17 protein-coding genes are annotated in these 16,992 nt (G+C 75.3%); 8 read left to right on the forward strand and 9 right to left on the reverse strand.

What is annotated here, in order from left to right; all coding sequences use genetic code 11:
* Nucleotides 1-360: 360 nt before the first annotated feature.
* The 3 genes from GCU60_RS16800 to GCU60_RS16810 all read right to left on the reverse strand — a co-directional run bounded on the left by GCU60_RS16800 (nt 361) and on the right by GCU60_RS16810 (nt 3,567).
* Nucleotides 361-1,482: an XdhC family protein gene (locus tag GCU60_RS16800; RefSeq protein WP_163207336.1), complete on the reverse strand. Its 1,122-nt coding sequence runs from the start codon at nt 1,480-1,482 to the stop codon at nt 361-363.
* An 86-nt stretch (nt 1,483-1,568) separates the two neighbouring features.
* The gene (locus tag GCU60_RS16805; protein ID WP_345770653.1) at nt 1,569-2,681 is read right to left on the reverse strand and encodes a vWA domain-containing protein; all 1,113 of its coding nucleotides are present in this window, start codon (nt 2,679-2,681) and stop codon (nt 1,569-1,571) included.
* Nucleotides 2,674-3,567, reverse strand: coding sequence for an AAA family ATPase (locus GCU60_RS16810; RefSeq protein ID WP_345770654.1), 894 nt, complete (start codon nt 3,565-3,567; stop codon nt 2,674-2,676). The genes GCU60_RS16805 and GCU60_RS16810 overlap by 8 nt, the downstream gene beginning before the upstream one ends.
* A 90-nt stretch (nt 3,568-3,657) precedes the next feature.
* Between GCU60_RS16810 and GCU60_RS16815 the strand changes: the two genes are divergently transcribed.
* Nucleotides 3,658-4,944: a M18 family aminopeptidase gene (locus GCU60_RS16815; RefSeq protein WP_163207340.1), complete on the forward strand. Its 1,287-nt coding sequence runs from the start codon at nt 3,658-3,660 to the stop codon at nt 4,942-4,944.
* A 93-nt stretch (nt 4,945-5,037) separates the two neighbouring features.
* Here the strand turns inward: GCU60_RS16815 and GCU60_RS16820 are convergent, their stop codons facing one another.
* Nucleotides 5,038-5,832 (reverse strand): DUF2382 domain-containing protein, encoded by a 795-nt coding sequence (locus tag GCU60_RS16820; RefSeq protein WP_163207342.1) that lies wholly within the window; start codon nt 5,830-5,832, stop codon nt 5,038-5,040.
* Nucleotides 5,833-6,177: 345 nt separating this feature from the next.
* Between GCU60_RS16820 and GCU60_RS16825 the strand changes: the two genes are divergently transcribed.
* The gene (locus tag GCU60_RS16825; protein ID WP_163207344.1) at nt 6,178-6,990 is read left to right on the forward strand and encodes a DUF3097 family protein; all 813 of its coding nucleotides are present in this window, start codon (nt 6,178-6,180) and stop codon (nt 6,988-6,990) included.
* A gap of 131 nt (nt 6,991-7,121) precedes the next feature.
* Here GCU60_RS16825 and GCU60_RS16830 read toward each other — a convergent pair whose 3' ends face one another.
* From GCU60_RS16830 to GCU60_RS16840, 3 genes are read right to left on the reverse strand one after another with little or no spacing between them, the layout of a single operon-like run.
* Nucleotides 7,122-9,764 (reverse strand): FtsX-like permease family protein, encoded by a 2,643-nt coding sequence (locus tag GCU60_RS16830; protein ID WP_163207346.1) that lies wholly within the window; start codon nt 9,762-9,764, stop codon nt 7,122-7,124.
* On the reverse strand, nt 9,761-10,489 hold the full coding sequence (locus GCU60_RS16835) for an ABC transporter ATP-binding protein (protein WP_163207348.1): 729 nt from the start codon (nt 10,487-10,489) through the stop codon (nt 9,761-9,763). The genes GCU60_RS16830 and GCU60_RS16835 overlap by 4 nt, the downstream gene beginning before the upstream one ends.
* Nucleotides 10,486-11,082, reverse strand: coding sequence for a PadR family transcriptional regulator (locus GCU60_RS16840; protein WP_163207350.1), 597 nt, complete (start codon nt 11,080-11,082; stop codon nt 10,486-10,488). Before GCU60_RS16840 ends, GCU60_RS16835 begins: the two co-directional genes overlap by 4 nt.
* A gap of 155 nt (nt 11,083-11,237) precedes the next feature.
* Here GCU60_RS16840 and GCU60_RS16845 point away from each other — a divergent pair, with 155 nt between their 5' ends.
* Together GCU60_RS16845 and GCU60_RS16850 are read left to right on the forward strand one after the other, a co-directional pair.
* The gene (locus GCU60_RS16845) at nt 11,238-12,119 is read left to right on the forward strand and encodes a hypothetical protein (RefSeq protein WP_163207352.1); all 882 of its coding nucleotides are present in this window, start codon (nt 11,238-11,240) and stop codon (nt 12,117-12,119) included.
* A 4-nt stretch (nt 12,120-12,123) separates the two neighbouring features.
* The gene (locus tag GCU60_RS16850) at nt 12,124-12,501 is read left to right on the forward strand and encodes a GntR family transcriptional regulator (RefSeq protein ID WP_163207354.1); all 378 of its coding nucleotides are present in this window, start codon (nt 12,124-12,126) and stop codon (nt 12,499-12,501) included.
* A gap of 78 nt (nt 12,502-12,579) precedes the next feature.
* On the opposite strand, the gene GCU60_RS16855 is transcribed toward GCU60_RS16850, so the two are convergent.
* Complete coding sequence (locus GCU60_RS16855) at nt 12,580-13,422, reverse strand: aldo/keto reductase (RefSeq protein ID WP_163207356.1); 843 nt, start codon at nt 13,420-13,422, stop codon at nt 12,580-12,582.
* A 73-nt stretch (nt 13,423-13,495) separates the two neighbouring features.
* A complete protein-coding gene (locus GCU60_RS16860) occupies nt 13,496-14,734 on the reverse strand; it encodes an MFS transporter (RefSeq protein WP_163207358.1) in 1,239 nt (412 codons plus the stop codon).
* Nucleotides 14,735-14,871: 137 nt separating this feature from the next.
* Here GCU60_RS16860 and moaA point away from each other — a divergent pair, with 137 nt between their 5' ends.
* Genes moaA through GCU60_RS16880 form a run of 4 tightly spaced genes read left to right on the forward strand, consistent with a single transcriptional unit; the run spans nt 14,872 to nt 16,967 of the window.
* Nucleotides 14,872-15,924 carry a GTP 3',8-cyclase MoaA gene (gene moaA, locus GCU60_RS16865; protein WP_345770655.1) on the forward strand — a complete coding sequence of 351 codons (1,053 nt, stop codon included), beginning with the start codon at nt 14,872-14,874 and terminating at the stop codon, nt 15,922-15,924.
* Between the two features lie 12 nt (nt 15,925-15,936).
* Nucleotides 15,937-16,182, forward strand: coding sequence for a MoaD/ThiS family protein (locus GCU60_RS16870; RefSeq protein ID WP_163207360.1), 246 nt, complete (start codon nt 15,937-15,939; stop codon nt 16,180-16,182).
* Nucleotides 16,183-16,202: 20 nt separating this feature from the next.
* A complete protein-coding gene (locus GCU60_RS16875; RefSeq protein WP_163207362.1) occupies nt 16,203-16,403 on the forward strand; it encodes a hypothetical protein in 201 nt (66 codons plus the stop codon).
* Nucleotides 16,404-16,463: 60 nt separating this feature from the next.
* Nucleotides 16,464-16,967 carry a histidine kinase gene (locus GCU60_RS16880; protein WP_163207364.1) on the forward strand — a complete coding sequence of 168 codons (504 nt, stop codon included), beginning with the start codon at nt 16,464-16,466 and terminating at the stop codon, nt 16,965-16,967.
* Nucleotides 16,968-16,992 lie beyond the last annotated feature (25 nt).

A 16,992-nucleotide genomic window follows, 5' to 3' on the forward strand; every position in this document is an offset into this window, starting at 1 on the left:
GTCGGAATGGATGCCGTCAGACAGCTCCACCCGACCCGGAGGTCGCTCCCACGTCAACAACGGTCCTGCTCAGTACACCTAGCGCTTTTCACAGCCGGGACTGCAGCATGGTGGTTCACCAGCGTGGACTTCCCCGGATCCACCACCGCCGGCATATTCGCGGTCGTGTCCCTCGCGGTCACCCTGGCCGCCGATGCCGTCGCAGAGGAACCCGCGCCCGCAACGCGTGCCCACGCAACGGACCTCACACTGACAAGCTCCAGTACGGGGGTGGCGACCACCGAACCACCCGCGAACATCGAGGATCCCCGCCGCAGCGCAACAGGGTGGCCGGCAGACGCTGCCTGTTGATCGTGGCCGTCACCGGTCGGCGGTGCGGTGGATCGGGCCCTCGACGGCGGCCAGCCGCTCGCCCGTGCCGCCCCAGCGGCCGGCGATGATCTCCGCGGCGATCGACACCGCCGTCTCCTCCGGCGTCCGTGCGCCCAGGTCCAGGCCGATCGGCGAGGACAGCCGGCCGATCTCCTCGTCGGTCAGGCCGGCCTCGCGCAGCCGGGCCAGCCGCTCGTCGTGCGTGCGCCGGGAGCCCATGGCCCCCACGAAGGCTACCGGCGCGCGCAGCGCGACCTCCAGCAACGGGACGTCGAACTTGGGGTCGTGGGTGAGCACGCAGAGCACCGTGCGGTCGTCGATCCGCCCGCCGTCGAGCTCGGCCCGCAGGTACCGGTGCGGCCACTCGACCACCACCTCGTCCGCCTCGGGGAAGCGCTTCGGCGTCGCGAAGACCGGCCGGGCGTCGCACACGGTCACCCGGTAGCCGAGGAACGCGCCCACCCGCGCGACGGCCGCGGCGAAGTCGATGGCGCCGAACACCACCATGCGGGCGGGCGGGGCGAAGGAGTTGACGAACAGGGTGAGGTCGTCGCCCCGGCGCTCGCCGTCGTGGCCCACGTGCAGCAGCGCCGTCCGGCCCGCGGCGAGCATCCCCCGGGCGTCGTCGGCCACGGCGTCGTCCAGCCGCTGCGAACCCAGCGTCCCGGAGCTGCGGTCCGGCCAGAGCACCAGCCGCCGGCCGAGCCGGTCCTCGGTCCCGGCCACCACGGTGACGACGGCGACCGGCTCGTGCCGCCCGACCGACTCGGCGATCTCCCCCAGCTCGGGGAAGGACTCCCGCGAGATCGGCTCGACGAACACGTCCAGGATCCCGCCGCAGGTCAGCCCGACGGCGAAGGCGTCGTCGTCGCTGACCCCGTAGCGGCGCAGCGTCGGCTCACCGGTCTCGACGGCGTCCCTGGCCTCCTCGTAGACCGCGCCCTCCACGCAGCCACCGGAGACGCTGCCCACCGCGGTGCCGTCGGGGCCGACCAGCATCGAGGCCCCCGCCGGCCGCGGCGCCGACCGCCAGGTGCCCACGACCGTGCCCACGCCGACGGTCTCCCCCGCCTGCCACCAGCCCACCAGCTCGTCGAGGACATCACGCACAGCAGGTCTCCTTCCGTCCGGGGCACGACGGCCCCGCTGCAGGGACCCGGCGCGAGCCTGCGAGCGGTGGGGGGCAGCGGGGTCCTTCAGGCACGCGAGATCACTCCCGTCAGCTGCTCGAACGCGGCCATGCTGTGCCCGGCCACGAAGTGGTCCACCGAGGGCAGCGCCGCCTGCATGCCGCCGGTCAGCGGCTCGTAGCCGTCCCGGCCCTTGTGCGGGTTCACCCAGACGACGGCGTGCGCCAGCCGCCGCAGCCGGGCCATCTGCTCCCCCAGCAGCTCCGTGCCGCCCCGCTCCCAGCCGTCGCTGCACACCACGACCACCGCGCCGCGCGCCGTGCCGCGCTGGCCCCACCGGTCGAGGAAGGCCTTGAGCACCTCGCCGAGCCGGGTGCCCCCCGACCAGTCGGGGATGGCCCGGCCGCTGGCGGCCAGCGCCCGGTCGGCGTCGCGCTGCCGCAGCTCGCGGGTCAGCCGGGTGAGCCGCGTGCCGATCGTGAAGACCTCCGTCGACGCCGGCCGGGCCCGCACCGCGGCGTGCGCGAAGCGCAGCAGGGCGTCGGCGTAGGGGGTCATCGAGCCGGAGACGTCGACCAGCAGGACCACCCGGCGTGGCCGGGGCCGGGGCCGCCGGTGCAGCAGCCGGCTCACCTCCCCGCCGTCGCGCAGCGCCCGCCGCACCGTGCGTCCCGGGTGGACGGCGCCGTGCGGTGCGGCCCTGCGACGCCGGGCCGGGCGCATCGGCGCGGCCGGCACCAGCAGCGCGAACAGCCGGCGCAGGTGCTCCCGCTCGGCGGCCGACATCCCGGCGACGTCGCGGTGCCGCAGCACCTCCTCGGCACTGGCGCGGGCGGCCAGGTCCGGGGCGTCGGCGTCGTCGTCCCCCTCGCCGGTCCCGGCGTCCAGCGGGGCGTACGCCGCCAGACGCGGCGGCAGGGTGGCCGCGGCGCGCGGTGCCCGTGTCCGGACCCCGCGGAACCAGGCCTCGAAGGCGGCGTCGTAGCGGTCCAGGTCATCGGGTCCGGAGCAGAGCGTGAGCCGGCCGGCCCAGTAGACGTCGGCGGGCTCGAGCACCCGCAGGTGGGCGAGCGCGGCCAGCATCGCCTCGACCCGGTCGGGGGAGGCGGGCACCCCGGCGTGCCGCAGCGTCCGGGCGAAGCCGACGACCGTGTCGACCACGTCCCGCGGTTCAGGCACCGGCGAACACCGCCGCGCCGAGGGCCTGCACCCGCTCGGTGTCCTCCCGGTACTTGAGCACCGCGCCGAGGGTGCGGGCGGCGAGATCGGGATCCAGCTCCCGGGCGCCGAGGGTGTGCAGCGCCGTCGCCCAGTCCATGGCCTCGGCGACGCCGGGCGGCTTGAGCAGGTCCAGCGTGCGCAGGGTCGCCGTCGCCCGGGCCACCTGGCGGGCCAGCTGCTCGGTGACCTCCGGCAGCCGACGCCGCAGGATCGCCACCTCGCGATCGAAGTCCGGGTGCTGCAGCCAGTGGTAGAGGCAGCGGCGCTTCAGCGCGTCGTGCACCTCACGGGTGCGGTTGGAGGTGAGCACGACCAGCGGCGGCACCTCGGCGCGGACGGTGCCGAGCTCGGGGATCGAGATGGTGAAGTCCGACAGGAGCTCGAGCAGGAAGGCCTCGAACTCGTCGTCGGCCCGGTCCACCTCGTCGACCAGCAGCACGCTCGGGGAGTCCTCCAGCGCGCGCAGCAGCGGCCGGGCGAGCAGGAAGCGCCGGTCGTAGAGGCCGGCCTCCAGCTCCGCGGTGTCGTCGGTGGCGTGCGTGACCTCGGCGGCGCGCAGGTGCAGCAGCTGCCGGCCGAAGTCCCAGTCGTAGAGCGCCTGGCTGGCCTCCAGGCCCTCGTAGCACTGCAGCCGGTGGATCGGCCGGCCGGTGACCTCGGCCAGGGCGTGGGCCAGCGCCGTCTTGCCGACGCCGGCCTCCCCCTCCAGGAAGAGCGGGCGCCGCATGACTAGCGCCAGGTACGCGGCCGTGGCCAGGCCCTCGTCGGGCAGGTAGCCGGTGGCCTCCAGCGCGGCGGCCAGCCCGCCGGGACTGCCCGGGTCGGCACCAGTGCGCTCGCTCACACCTCGCAGCATCCCACCCGGCCCGCCGTCGCGGCGCCGTCTCTCCCCCCGGGCGGGCGGGCGGCCGGCGCCGCAGGGGACGATGCCCCCATGCCGACCGCCGCCACCGACGCGCTCGCCCTGGGCGACGACCTCCGGGCCTTCGTCGACGCCTCCCCGTCCCCGTCGCACGCCGTCGCCGAGCTGGCCCGGCGGCTGACCGCCGCCGGGTTCACCGAGCTGGCCGAGACCGACTCCTGGGCCCCGGCGCCGGGGGCCGGGCACTTCGTCGTCCGGCAGGGCAGCATCGTCGCCTTCCGCGTGGGCAGCGGGACGCCGGCCGAGACCGGGCTGCGGCTCGTCGGCGCGCACACCGACTCCCCCACCTTCAAGGTGCGCCCACGCTCCGACGTGCGGCAGTCCGGCTACCGGCTGGTCGGCGTGGAGCCCTACGGCGGCGGCCTGTGGCACACCTGGCTGGACCGCGAGCTGACCGTCGCCGGCCGGGTGGTCCTCCGCGGCGGGCGGACGGCGCTGGTGCGGCTGCCCGGGGCGCCGCTGCGGCTGCCGTCGCTGGCCATCCACCTCGACCGCGCCGTCCGCGAGGGGCTGACGCTGGACCCGCAGCGGCACCTCGTGCCGGTCTGGTCGCAGGAGCTCGACGAGGAGCCCGGCCTGCTGGCCGCCCTGGCCGACGCGGCGGGGGTCGCCCCGGGCGACGTCGTCGGGCACGACCTCGTGCTGGCCGACACCCAGCCGAGCGCCCGCGCCGGTGCCGACGGCACCTGGGTGGCCGCGCCCCGCCTGGACAACCTGGCCTCCTGCCACGCCGGGCTGCTCGCGCTGCTGGCCGCACCGGCCGGCGAGCGCACCCAGGTGCTGGTCTGCAACGACCACGAGGAGGTCGGCAGCGGCTCGATGTCGGGGGCGCGCGGCAGCTTCCTGGAGGACGTCGTCACCCGGCTGGCCGCCGCGGCCGACCCGGGCGACCCGCAGGCGGCGCAGCGGGCCATCGCTCGCTCGGTGCTGGTCTCCTCGGACATGGCGCACGCCGTGCACCCGACGCGCTACGACCGGCACGAGCCGGCCCACCAGCCTCGGCTGGGCGGCGGGCCGGTGCTCAAGCTCAACGCCAACCAGGCCTACGCCACCGACGCGACGACCGGCGGCTGGTTCACCGAGCGCTGCGAGGAGGCCGGGGTCCCGGTGCAGGCCTTCGTCACCCGGGCGGACCTGCCCTGCGGCAGCACCATCGGCCCGCTGACGGCGACCCGGCTGGGCATCGCCACGGTCGACGTCGGCGCCCCCATGCTGGCGATGCACTCCTGCCGGGAGCTCACCTCGGCCCTCGACGTCCCGCACATGGTGGGGGCGCTCACCGCCTGCCTGGCGGACTGACCCCCGGACGCGCGAGAGCGGCGGCCGGACCGGGTTCCCCCGGCCGACCGCCGCTGCTCGTGCGTGCGTGTCCGGCCTCACGGCCGGCGGAGATCACATGCGACGGTTGGTGTCGTCGCCCTCGATCTCGACCTCTTCCTTGCGGAGGGTCTCGTTCACCTGGGTCTGCTCGGTGACGGTCGTCTTGTCCAGACGGATCCGCTCGACCGGCACGGCCTCCTTCTCCACGACCGGGCGCTCGCCGTGGAGCACGACCTCGTGCTCCTCCTCGGAGATGGCCGGCCCGTCCATGGCGTTGCCCACGTTGGCGTCGGTGATCGGCTCGCGCTCGAGCCGCACCTCCTCGTGGGACACCGGGACGGTCTCGGTCACGTTCTCGCTCACGACGTACTTGCGCAGTCGGGCGCGGCCGACCTCCTCGGAGCGGGTGCCCACGTTGAGGTGCTCCTCGGACCGCGTCATCGCGTTGTCCGTGGTGGGGCCGGAGGTGTCGTGGCCCACGGTGCCGCGGGTGTCGGTCTGCCCGGCCATGCCGGTCGTCTCGGTCATGGCGGCCGTCTCGGTGCCGGTCGTCTGCCCGCCGAGGCCGTAGTACCGGTAGAGCTCCTGCTCCTCCTGCGGCGAGAGGTGCCCGTCGGTGTCGATCTTCGGGGCGTCCTTCACGCGGGCCTTGCTCACCGGTACGCGCACGCCGTCGTTGGTCAGGTCGGCGTCGCGGATGGGGACGAAGGACTCCTTGGTGCCGAAGAGGCCGGTGCGAACCGTGACCCACTCGGGCTGGCCGGTCTCGTCGTCCAGGTAGACCTCGGAGGCCGAGCCGATCTTCTCGCCGGCCTCGTCGTACACGTCCTGGCCGATCACGCGGCTGATGGTGTCGGTGCCGATCATGCGGTATCGCTCCAATCCGATCATGGGTTCGTTGCGTCACCTGGATGGGTGACCGGGATGTCGGCCACGAAACGGATCGATCACGATCGACCGGCATCCCGGCGGGGGGCGTCGGCACCCCATCGCGACGGATCCGACCGAAGCCCCCCGCGTCCGTCCCGCGTCTTCGCAGGTCACGGGCCAGTAGATGGCACACGACCGACGGAACGGTTGCCGCGCTCAACGGATCGAGATGTCGTCACTCTCCGTGCTTGCGTGCTCTGCGGGCGTGTCGGCACGGAGCGGTCCCGTCCGCCGTCGGCGCGTCTCCACGGCAGCGGGCCGGGCCGCGCTCAGCATGGGAGCGTGCCTTCCCGTTCGCCATACGACAACCTCGTCCACCCGCGCACCCAGAAGAAGCCCGTACCCCAGGTCGAGGCCGAGAAGGACCTCGTCGTCGAGGACCCGAGCTCCGGCTTCGTGGGTGCGGTCGTGCGGTGCGAGAAGGACGTCGTCCACCTGGAGGACCGCTTCGGCCGCGTGCGCGGCTACCCGCTCGGGCCGGGTTTCTGGGTCGAGGGCCGCCCGGTCGTGCTGGTGCGGCCGAAGGCGGCGGCACCGGCGATGCCCACGCGCAGCGCGTCGGGCTCCACCTACGTCGCCGGCGCGCGGGCACGCGTCGCCCGCGAGGGCCGCATCTACGTCGAGGGCAAGCACGACGCCGAGCTGGTGGAGAAGGTCTGGGGCCACGACCTGCGGATCGAGGGCGTGGTCGTGGAGCCGCTGCACGGCGTGGACGACCTGCCCGGGATCGTGCGCGACTTCAGGCCGTCCTCCGGTCGCCGGCTCGGTGTGCTCGTCGACCACCTCGTGACCGGCTCCAAGGAGTCCCGGATCGCCGGGCAGATCACCGGCGACCACGCGCTGGTGGTGGGCCACCCGTTCATCGACATCTGGCAGGCGGTCAAGCCGTCGGTCGTCGGGATCAAGGCCTGGCCGACCGTGCCGAAGGGCGAGGACTGGAAGACCGGCGTCTGCAAGCGGCTCGGCTGGGAGGACGACACCGGCTACGTGTGGGCGCAGCGCATCCTCGCCCGCGTGAAGGTCTGGACCGACCTGGAGCCCACCCTCATCGGGCGGGTCGAGGAGCTCATCGACTTCGTGACGACAACACCGTGATGCTCCGCATCACACCGCGGCCAGGTGCCGTGCCCCTGCTGCGCTGAGCCCATCCGTCGCGCCTGCGCGGGACCCTCCGGGCCCCACTCGGCACGACCCCGCCTGCGCTGGTCGGCTTCCCACTCCCCCGGTCACGCGTCCAGCCGCGACACCATCGGCAGGCGGGACCGGACGGCCAGACCGGTGACGACGACGGCGAGCAGCGGCACCGCCAGCCCGACCCCGCCGAGCAGCAACCACGGGACGTCGATCAGCGGCCGCGCGCCCGCGCCGAAGTCGGTGCTGGTGAGCGGAACGGCGACGGCGATCCCCGGCCCGGCGCCGACCAGCAGTCCGAGCAGCGCCCCGCCGACGCCGATGACCGCCGCCGACCCCATCGCGATGAACCGGCTTGAGCGCGGCGCCGCGCCGATCGCGGCCAGCGTCGCGAGATCGGGCCGCGCGTCGGCCAGGGCCAGCCCCGTGGCGGTCAGCGTGGCCACGAGCACCAGCACGCCGCCGACGACGAACAGCAGCAGCCGAGCGAGGGCCAGGCCGTCGGTCCAGCCCCGCTCCACGTACACGTACGCCTGGGCCGACACGGCGCGCACCGCCTCGGCCAGCCGTTCCTCCGCGGCCGGTGAAACCGGCGCCCCCGGGCCGCCGATCACCAGCGAGGTCGTCGTGACCGGGACGGGCAGCCGGTCGGCCAGCGCGGGGGGCACCACCACCAGCGACGGCACCTGGAGCTCGGCACCCGAGGAGACCGCGATCTCGGTGGCCGGCAGCGCGGCCCTCCCGAGGATCTCGTCCGCACTGCCGTTCCACGTGGAACCCAGCAGCGTCACCTCGCCGGCCGCATCCACCGCGCCGCCGCCGAACACGACCACCCGATCCGCCCGGAGGGCCGCGGTCACCTCCTCGCGCAACCGGTCAGGCGTCGCCGCCGCCGCCGTCCGGGCGTCGGCCACCACCACCTCGCCGCCGAAGGTCGGCCTCAGCCAGGCGACGTCCGTGGGGAACCAGTGGCACTCCCCCGGCCCGGCGGTGCAGCCGGCGCGCACCGGCGTCAGCGAGCGGGGCTCGTCCTCGTCGTGGGCGACGCTCCCGATCCGCCCCACCGGGGAGCCGGGGAGCTGCTCGGCCACGATCCGCTCGACGGCGGTCCAGCCCTGCTCACCGGTCTGGAAGACGGTCACCACGGCCGCGCCCATCGGCGCCTGGGGGACGTAGTCGCGGCGGGCCTGGGCGCTGTCGCTCTGGCTGCCGATGGCCATCGTCGTCACAGCGGCGACGGTCGCCATGACGGCGGCGACCGCGGAGGCGGTGCGGGTCCGGTTGCGGGTGGCGTCCCGGACGGCGATGAGCCCCGCGGCCGGGAGCCACCGGGCCAGCGGGGCGAGCAGCCCGACCAGCCACGGCGTCGCCACGACGGCACCGGCGACGAGCAGCACCGCGCCGGCGGCCACGCCGAACTCGCCCCCCTTCGTGCCGAGGACGGTGAGCACCGCACCTGCCGCGATGCCGACCAGACCGACGACCGGCAGCCGCCAGGAGGTGCGGACCTGCCCGCGGCGGCCGGCGAGCGCGGGGACGACGTCGGTCCGGGCGGCCTGCATCGCCGGGACGGCGGAGGCGGCGAGCCCGGCGAGCAGGCCGGTGGCGACGACGGCCAGGACGTCGAGCGGTGCGACGTCGAACGGGCCGAAGCGCACGTCGGCCCGGTCGGCGACGATCGGCAGCGCCAGCCACGCCAGGCCGATGCCCAGCAGCGCGCCACCGGCGGCCGCTCCGCCGCCGAGCACCACACCCGAGGCCAGCACGGTCCGCTGCAGGTCCGCGGGGCTCCCGCCGGCCGCGGCCAGCAGGGCGAGGTCGCGCCGCTGCCGCCGCAGCCCGACCGCGAACGCCGGCCCGGCGAGCAGCACCACCTCCAGCAGGATGCCGACCACGATCAGCGCGAGGACGGCCACCTCGGCCGTGTTGGGTCCGCTCGTCCCGCCGTCGGACCGGTACTCCTCCTCGGCGGGCGGATCGGCCACCACGGCCCGGGAGACGACGGCGAGGCCCGCCGCGTTGAGCTCCCGCACGGCCGGCCAGTCGAGCTCGCCCGGCACCGCGACGAAGAACTCGCTGCTGGGTGAGCGGAGCAGGTCCGCCGACCCCGGCGCCACGACGAGGAGGTCGTCGCGCCCACCGGCCCCCGGCGCCACGATCCCGACGACGGTCAGGGGGACGTCCTCGGGGGTCACCTCGAGGGTGCCCCCGAGCGCGACGCCGGCACGCTCGGCCACCGCACCGCTCACCGCGACCTCGTCGGTCGTCGCCGGGACGCGCCCCTCGACCACCTCGACGGCGCCGTCCCTGATCGGCCGGCCGAGGTCGTCGGCGTAGGCGGGGACGTCGGCGTAGCCCTCCCCGGCCCGGTAGGCGAGCCGGCCGGCGGTGCGCTCGACGACCTCCGCGCCGTCGGGCAGCAGGCCGCGCACCTCGGCGGCCGACCACGGTGCCGACTCCTCGTCCGGCTCGTGGACCAGCGGCTCCCCGGTGAGCGGATCGGCCTCGATCGGCCCCCGGGAGACCCCCTCGATGCGTGCGTCGGCCGCGCCCAGCGTCGCCGGCAGCGCCTCCGCCGCGCTGATCTGCCAGGTGCGCAGCAGCGTGTCGGCACCGACGACGGCGAGGACGGGCAGGCCGACCATCACCAGCACGAGCGCGGTGCGACCCCGGTGCCGTCGCGCGTCGCGGCGGGCGATGCGCAGCGCCAGGCGCCAGCGCGTCAGCCAGCCGCTCACCCGACGCCGCCGGCGGGCAGCAGCGACTCCGCCGCCGCGGCCGGACCGCTCTGGTCGACGACGACGCCGTCGCGCAGGAAGACGACGCGGTCGGCCCAGGCGGCGTGCCGGGCCTCGTGGGTGACCAGGACCCCGGCGGCCCCGGCCTCGCAGCGGGCGCGCAGCACGCGCAGCACCTCCTCACCGGTGGTCGAGTCCAGGGCACCGGTGGGCTCGTCGGCGAGCAGCAGCCGGCGCGGGCCGACCAGGGCGCGGGCGATGGCCACCCGCTGCTGCTGGCCGCCGGACATCTCGTCGGGGAAGCGCCCGGCCAGCGCGCCCACCCCCACCTCGTCCAGCGCCTCGCGCGCCGCGCGCCGCGCCATCCCGCCGCGGACGCCGTCCAGCTCCAGCGGCAGGGCCACGTTCTCCACGGCGGTCAGCGACGGGAGCAGGTTCAGGTCCTGGAAGACGTAGCCGACGCTGCGGCGGCGGACGGCCGCGACCTGGGCCGCGGTGAGCGTGGCCAGGTCGCGGCCCTCGACGACGACGGATCCCGACGTCGGGCGGTCCAGGCCACCGGCCAGGTGCAGCAGGGTCGACTTCCCCGACCCCGACGGCCCCATGACGGCGACCAGCTCGCCGGGGAGGACGGCGAGGTCGACGCCGCGCAGGGCCTGGACGACGACGTCGCCCTGCCCGTGCTCGCGGGTCACCCCGGACAGCCGCAGCACCGCCTCGGTCATCGCCGTCCCGCCTTGCCGGTGGTGAGGGGCGGGGCCGCCGGCGCCGGTCGCTCGGCGGCCGCGCTGCGCCGCTCCGCCGCCGCGCGGGCGACCCTTGCCTCGCAGTGGTCCAGCCAGCGGATCTCGGCCTCCGCCCGGAAGACGAGGGAGTCCAGGACCAGGGACCACGCGAGCTCCACGTCGTCGTGCACCCGCGTCTTGAGCCGGGTGAGCTCCTGGAGGCCGGTCATGGTGGCGGTGCGCTGGGTCTGCACCACGCGCAGCACGTCGACACCCGGGGTGGTGACCGCCAGCGCGAGCTTGATCGCCAGCTCGTCCCGCGGAGCGCTCTTCGCGCTCACCGGCGAGGCGAACCAGCCGCGCAGCTCGGCCTGTCCGACGTCGGTGATCCGGTAGGCGATCCGGCCGTCGGCGTCGGGCTCGCCGTCCTGCACGACGAGCCCGTCCCGCTCGAGCCGGTCCAGGGTCGAGTACACCTGCCCGACGTTCAGGGGCCAGGTGGCGCCGGTGGCCGCGTCGAACTCCGCGCGGAGCTGGTAGCCGTGGCTGGGACCGCGCTCCAGGAGCGCGAGCAGACCGTGTCGGATGGACATGGATACGGAGTATGCATACGCGGTATGCACATGACAAGCACTCCGACTCGGCGCGCCCGTCCGCGCATCCCCGCGGGTGGGGTGCTTGCCTTTCCCGGCGTCGCCCGCCATTGTCTCAATCACTTGACTCATTGACTGAGTGATCGGACGCCGACGTGGCTCTGCTCCCCCTGCTGTTCGCCCTGGTCCTCGCGCTGTCCCTCGGCGCGGGCGCCGCCGCCGTGCGCCGCTCGCCGGTCAGCCTGGAGAGCACCGTCGTCGCGGCCCGGCGGCACGCGGCGCTGACCGCCGCCACCGCCAGGACCCTCGGGCTGGTCGCCGCCGTCGGCACGGCGGTGACCGGAGCCTTCTCCGACGGTCGCGCCGGCGCGGCCGGCCTCACCGTCCTGCTCGTGCCGGTCGTGTACGCGGTGGTGCACACCGTCGTCCTGGCCGTCGGCGAGCTGACCTGGCCCCGGCCGGCGGGCGACGTGCGCCGGGCCGGGCTGGTGCGCCGCGGCCTCCTGGACGCCGCCCCGCGGCGGCTGCTCCGGCCGGCCGTGGGCGCCGCGGCGGTCGCCGCACTGGTCCTCGTCGCCGGCGGCCTGCTGGGCGGCCCGGACGGGCGGAGCTTCACCTACACGGTCGGGAACGGGGGCGAGGGAACGCTCTCGCAGTCCGCGAGCCCCTTCCCCGGATGGTTCTACGGCCTGCCCACGGCAGCCGGCCTGTCGGTGGTGGCCGCGCTCGCCGTCGCCGCGCTGTGGGTGGTGGCCACGCGCCCCGCGGTGGTCACCGACGACGCCCGGATCGAGCAGGCGCTGCGTCGCGCCTCGGCGCACCGCGTGCTGCAGGGTGCTCTCGCCGCGCTGCTGTTCGACACCGGCGGCCTGCTGTTCGTCTCCGGAACGGCGATGCCCGACATCGGCCCGGCGTGGCTCGGCGCCCTCGCCGTCGTGCTGATGGTCGTCGGCGCCGCCATGGTGCTGGCCTCGGCGGTCGCGGCGTTCCTCCCGGCGCCCCGCGTCCCCGCCGACGCCCCCGCGCTCGTCGGCTGAGCCGATGACGCCCGACATCACGGTCGACGTCGGCTCGCCGACGCCGCCGTACGAGCAGATCCGCAGCCAGCTCGCCGACCTGGTGCGGGCCGGGGTGCTCGCCGAGGGCGACCGGCTGCCCACCATGCGGGCGCTCGCCGCCGATCTGGGCATCGCGACCGGCACGGTGGCCCGTGCCTACGCCGAGCTGGAGGCCGCCGGGCTGGTCGCGAGCCGGAGGCGCACCGGCACCGTCGTGACCGGGCGGCCGGTCGTGGGCAGTGCCGCCGAGACCGCGGTGCGCCGGAGCGCCACCCTGCTGGTGGAGCAGGCCCGGGCGGCCGGCCTGGACGGCGAGACGGTGCTGGCCATGATCCGGTCCGCGCTGGCCACCGGGCGCTGACCGCGGGAACGGCAGCGGCCGCCGTCCTCCGGGGAGGACGACGGCCGTCGTCGACGTGCGCTCAGCCGGGGATCGCGATCAGCCGGGGATGTAGTTGAACGTGTCCGGGTCCGGGCCGGTGCGCTCGCCGCGGTCCAGGCCGGTCAGCATGGCCAGGTCCCCTCGCTCCAGCTCGAAGTCGAACAGCGCGAAGTTCTCCGCCATCCGCTCGCGCGAGGACGACTTCGGGAAGACGACGTCGCCGCGCTCGATGTGCCAGCGGAGCACGACCTGCGCGGGCGTCCGGCCGAGCCGCTCGGCGATCGCGACGACCGCCGGGTCGTCGAGCACCTTGCCCTGGGCGATCGGCGACCACGCCTCGGTGACGATCTCGTGCTCGCCGTTGAACGCCCGCAGGTCGTCCTGGGCGAGGAAGGGGTGCACCTCGATCTGGTTCACCGCCGGCTTGATCTCGGTCTCGGCGAAGAGCCGGCCCAGGTGGTGCTCGGTGAAGTTGGAGACGCCGATCGCCTTGACCCGGCCACTGGCGTACATCTCCTCCATGGCCTTCCAGGTCTCGACGAAGTCCACGTCGATGCCCGGCAGCGGCCAGTGGATGAGGAACAGGTCCAGGTAGTCGGACCCGAGATCGGACAGCGTCCGGTCGAAGGCGCGCAGCGCGTCGTCGCGGCGGTGGAAGCCGTTGTTCAGCTTGCTGGTCACGAAGATCTCGGCGCGGTCGATGCCGGAGCGCGCGACGGCCTCGCCGACGCCCTTCTCGTTGCCGTACATCTCGGCGGTGTCGATGTGGCGGTAGCCGACCTCGAGCGCCGTCGTGACGACGTCGGCGGTCTTCTCGGGCGGGACCTGGTAGGTCCCGAAACCGAGCTGCGGGATCTGCACGCCGTTGTTCAGGTCGATGGTGGGTACTGCTGAAGCCACGGGCTGGTCCTTCCGGTTCGGGTGGGGGCCGCGGACCGCGCGATCGGTCGCGCGCAATCGGGCCCTTCGCCGCCTACCCGGTGGTGCGATCCTCAACCAATCCCGCGGGGACCCGGCGCTCGCCGATCAGCGCCGTCCCGCCCAGCGCGAGCAGCCCCGCGAGGGCGGCGGCCCCGGCCGGGACGGCGAACGCCGCCTCGGCGCCCCAGGCGTCCACGGCCGCTCCCGCGAGCGCCGAGCCCGCGGTGACCCCGAGGGTGAGGCCGGTGATCGTCCACGCGAGCGACTCGGTGAGCACGCCGGGGGCGACCCGGGACTCCACCAGCGACGTCCCGGACACCAGGACCGGTGCGATGGTGAGCCCGGCGAGGAAACCGCAGCCGATCAGCACCGGCAGCGAGCCGACACCCCAGAGGAGCTGCGCGGCCAGGCCGAAGGCCACTGCCGTGGCGACGAAGCGGGTCACCAGCGTGCCCGGCAGCCGCGCCAGGCCGTAGACCAGCCCGGCGAACAGGCTGCCGAGGGCGAACACCGCCAGCACCAGGCCGGACAGGGCGTGCGCGCCCTGCTCCTCGGCGAAGCCGACGACGACGACGTCGATCGCGCCGAACACGGTGCCCACCGCCACGTAGGTGACGACGACGACCAGCAGCGTGGGCGTGAGCACCGACCGGCGCCGCTTCGGGGCGAGGGGGTCGACCGGGTGCAGCGGCGGCTCGGTGTCGCGCTGGGCGGCCAGCCACCAGCCGCCGGCCACGCCGAGCGCGATCCCGGTGAGGAAGCCGACCGGCGGCGCGATCAGGGTCGCCAGCAGCGTCACCAGCGGCGGCCCCAGCACGAAGACCACCTCGTCGACCACCGCCTCGAAGGCGTAGGCCGTCTGCCGGCCGGCCGGGTCGAGCACCGCCGACCAGCGCGCCCGCACCAGCGAGCCGATGTTGGGGCTGCTGAGGCCGGTGGCCGCGGCGAGCAGGAACCAGCTCCAGCGCGGCGCCCCGCCCACGACGGCGGCGACGAACGCGGTGCCGGTGAGCAGGGTCGCGGTCAGCGCGACGCGCAGGACCACCCCCTGCCCGCGCCGGTCCATCAGCCGGGCCCACTGCGGGCCGGCCACGGCGAACGCCAGGGCCAGGGTGCCCGACACCGCGCCCGCCAGGGCGTAGCTGCCGGACTCGCCCTCGACCAGCAGGACCGCGCCCAGACCGAGCATCGGCGCCGGGAACCGGCCGAGCCAGGCGGCGAGGGAGAAGGCGGAGGCGCCGGGGACGGTGAACAGCTGGCGGTACGGGCCCAAGAGGGTGCGGGGTGACACGGTTCTTCTCGCGCTTCCTGGCCACGGGCGAGTGCGGGTGATTCGTCCGCCGGTCCCTCGGGTGGCAGGGGGACGGTAGCAACGGTCCCGTCGCCCGCACCGGCGCATTCGTCGGTCGGCGCGGCTACATTCGGGCGGTGTCCACCTCCAGCCTCCCCGATCCCCGGGTGCGTCCCCCCGCGGACGCCGCCCCGGGCGGTGGCGGGCTCGTGGACCGCTACGGCCGCACGGCCACCGACCTACGGGTCTCGCTGACCGACCGCTGCAACCTCCGCTGCAGCTACTGCATGCCGCCCGAGGGGCTGGACTGGCTGCCCAAGGTCGAGGTGCTCACCGACGAGGAGATCTCGCGGCTGGTGCGCATCGGCGTCGAGCAGCTGGGCATCCGCGAGGTGCGCTTCACCGGCGGCGAGCCGCTGCTGCGGCCCGGCCTGGTGGGGATCGTCGCGGCGGCGACCGCGCTGCGCCCGCGCCCGGAGGTCAGCCTCACCACGAACGCCATCGGCCTGGCCCGGGTGGCGCCGGCGCTGGCCGAGGTCGGGCTGGACCGGATCAACGTCAGCCTCGACACCCTCGACCGGGACCGGTTCAAGCAGCTCACCCACCGCGACCGGCTCGACGACGTGCTGGCCGGCCTCGCCGCCGCCCAGCGCGCCGGCCTCACGCCGGTCAAGGTCAACGCCGTGCTCATGCGGGGCATGAACGAGGCCGACGCCGTCCCGCTGCTGGACTTCTGCCTGGAGCAGGGCTACCAGCTGCGCTTCATCGAGCAGATGCCGCTGGACGCCCACCACGCGTGGACCCGCGGCGAGATGGTCACCGCCGAGGACATCCTGGAGCGACTGTCCGCCGCCCACACGCTCACCCCGGACACCGAGGCGCGCGGCTCCGCGCCCGCGGAGCGCTGGCTGGTCGACGGCGGGCCGGGCACCGTGGGGGTGATCGCCTCGGTGACCCGCTCGTTCTGCGGTTCCTGCGACCGCACCCGGCTCACCGCCGACGGGCAGATCCGCAACTGCCTGTTCGCCCGCGAGGAGTCCGACCTGCGCACCGCGATGCGGAACGGCGCCACCGACGACGAGATCGCCGACCGCTGGCGGATCGCCACCCTCGGCAAGCTGCCCGGCCACGGCATCGACGACCCGAGCTTCCTGCAGCCGAGCCGGCCGATGTCGGCGATCGGTGGCTGAGGTGAGCAGTTGATGGGTGCCGTGACCGTCCGGTACTTCGCCGGGGCCCGCGCGGCCGCCGGCGTGGACACCGAGAGCCGCGAGGCGAGCAGCCTCGACCAGCTGGTCGGGCAGATCGTCGCCGAGCACGGCGAGCGGCTGGAGCGCGTGCTCACCGCCTGCTCGTTCCTGATCGACGGCGCCCAGGCCCACGACCGGGCCGCCGCGCTGTCCCCCGGAGCGGTGGTGGACGTGCTGCCCCCGTTTGCCGGCGGCTGACCGCACCGGAGGATGGGCGCATGAGCATCTTTGACAAGGCGAAGAACAAGGCCGAGGAACTGCTGGGCCGCGCCGAGGAGCTGTACGGCCAGTCGCACGGCGACGCCGCGGCCACGGTCGCCGGCGAGGCGCACGTGATGGAGGCGGAGGCCGAGGAGGAGTCGCTCGAGCGGGACGCCGACCGTCCCGGTGGGGACGACGGGCTCGCCGGCGCCCGGTAGCCCCGCGGCGAGGCCCTTCGTCCCTGTGCGCGATCGCCGGCCGGCCGGATAATGGACGGCATGGTTCCGGCGAGGATCGTCGACGTCGCGCCGTGGCGGGACTGGGACGCCGCCGCGGACGGTGTGCTGCGCTTCCTGCACGAGCACGTCGGCTGGGACGTCTGGCTGATCACCCGCGTCGTCGGCGACCAGCAGGTGGTGCTCCGCGCCTGGCCCGAGCGCACCGTGCCCCCCGGGACCGAGCTGCCGTGGATGCGCAGCCTCTGCCGGCAGATGGTCGAGGGCCGGGCGCCCCGGCTGGCCACCGTGACTGCCGCCGTCCCGGCCTACGCCGCCCTGTCCACGAGCGCGATGGGCAGCGTGGGCGCATACGTCGGCATCCCGCTGCTCACGCCGGACATGGAGCTCTTCGGCACGCTGTGCGGGGTCGCCTACCGCGCCAAGCCGCGCAGCGCCGCCCGCGAGCTGGCGGTGGTCGAGACGGCCGGGCGGATGCTCAGCACCCTGATGGCCACCGGGATGGCGGCCCCGCCGGTGCCCGTCCGGCGGGACAGGTCGGCCTGACCGCCCTGCACCCGGCCGCGCCACC

The sequence above is a fragment of the Blastococcus saxobsidens genome, assembly GCF_010682065.1.
Taxonomy (GTDB): Bacteria; Actinomycetota; Actinomycetes; order Mycobacteriales; family Geodermatophilaceae; genus Blastococcus; species Blastococcus saxobsidens_B.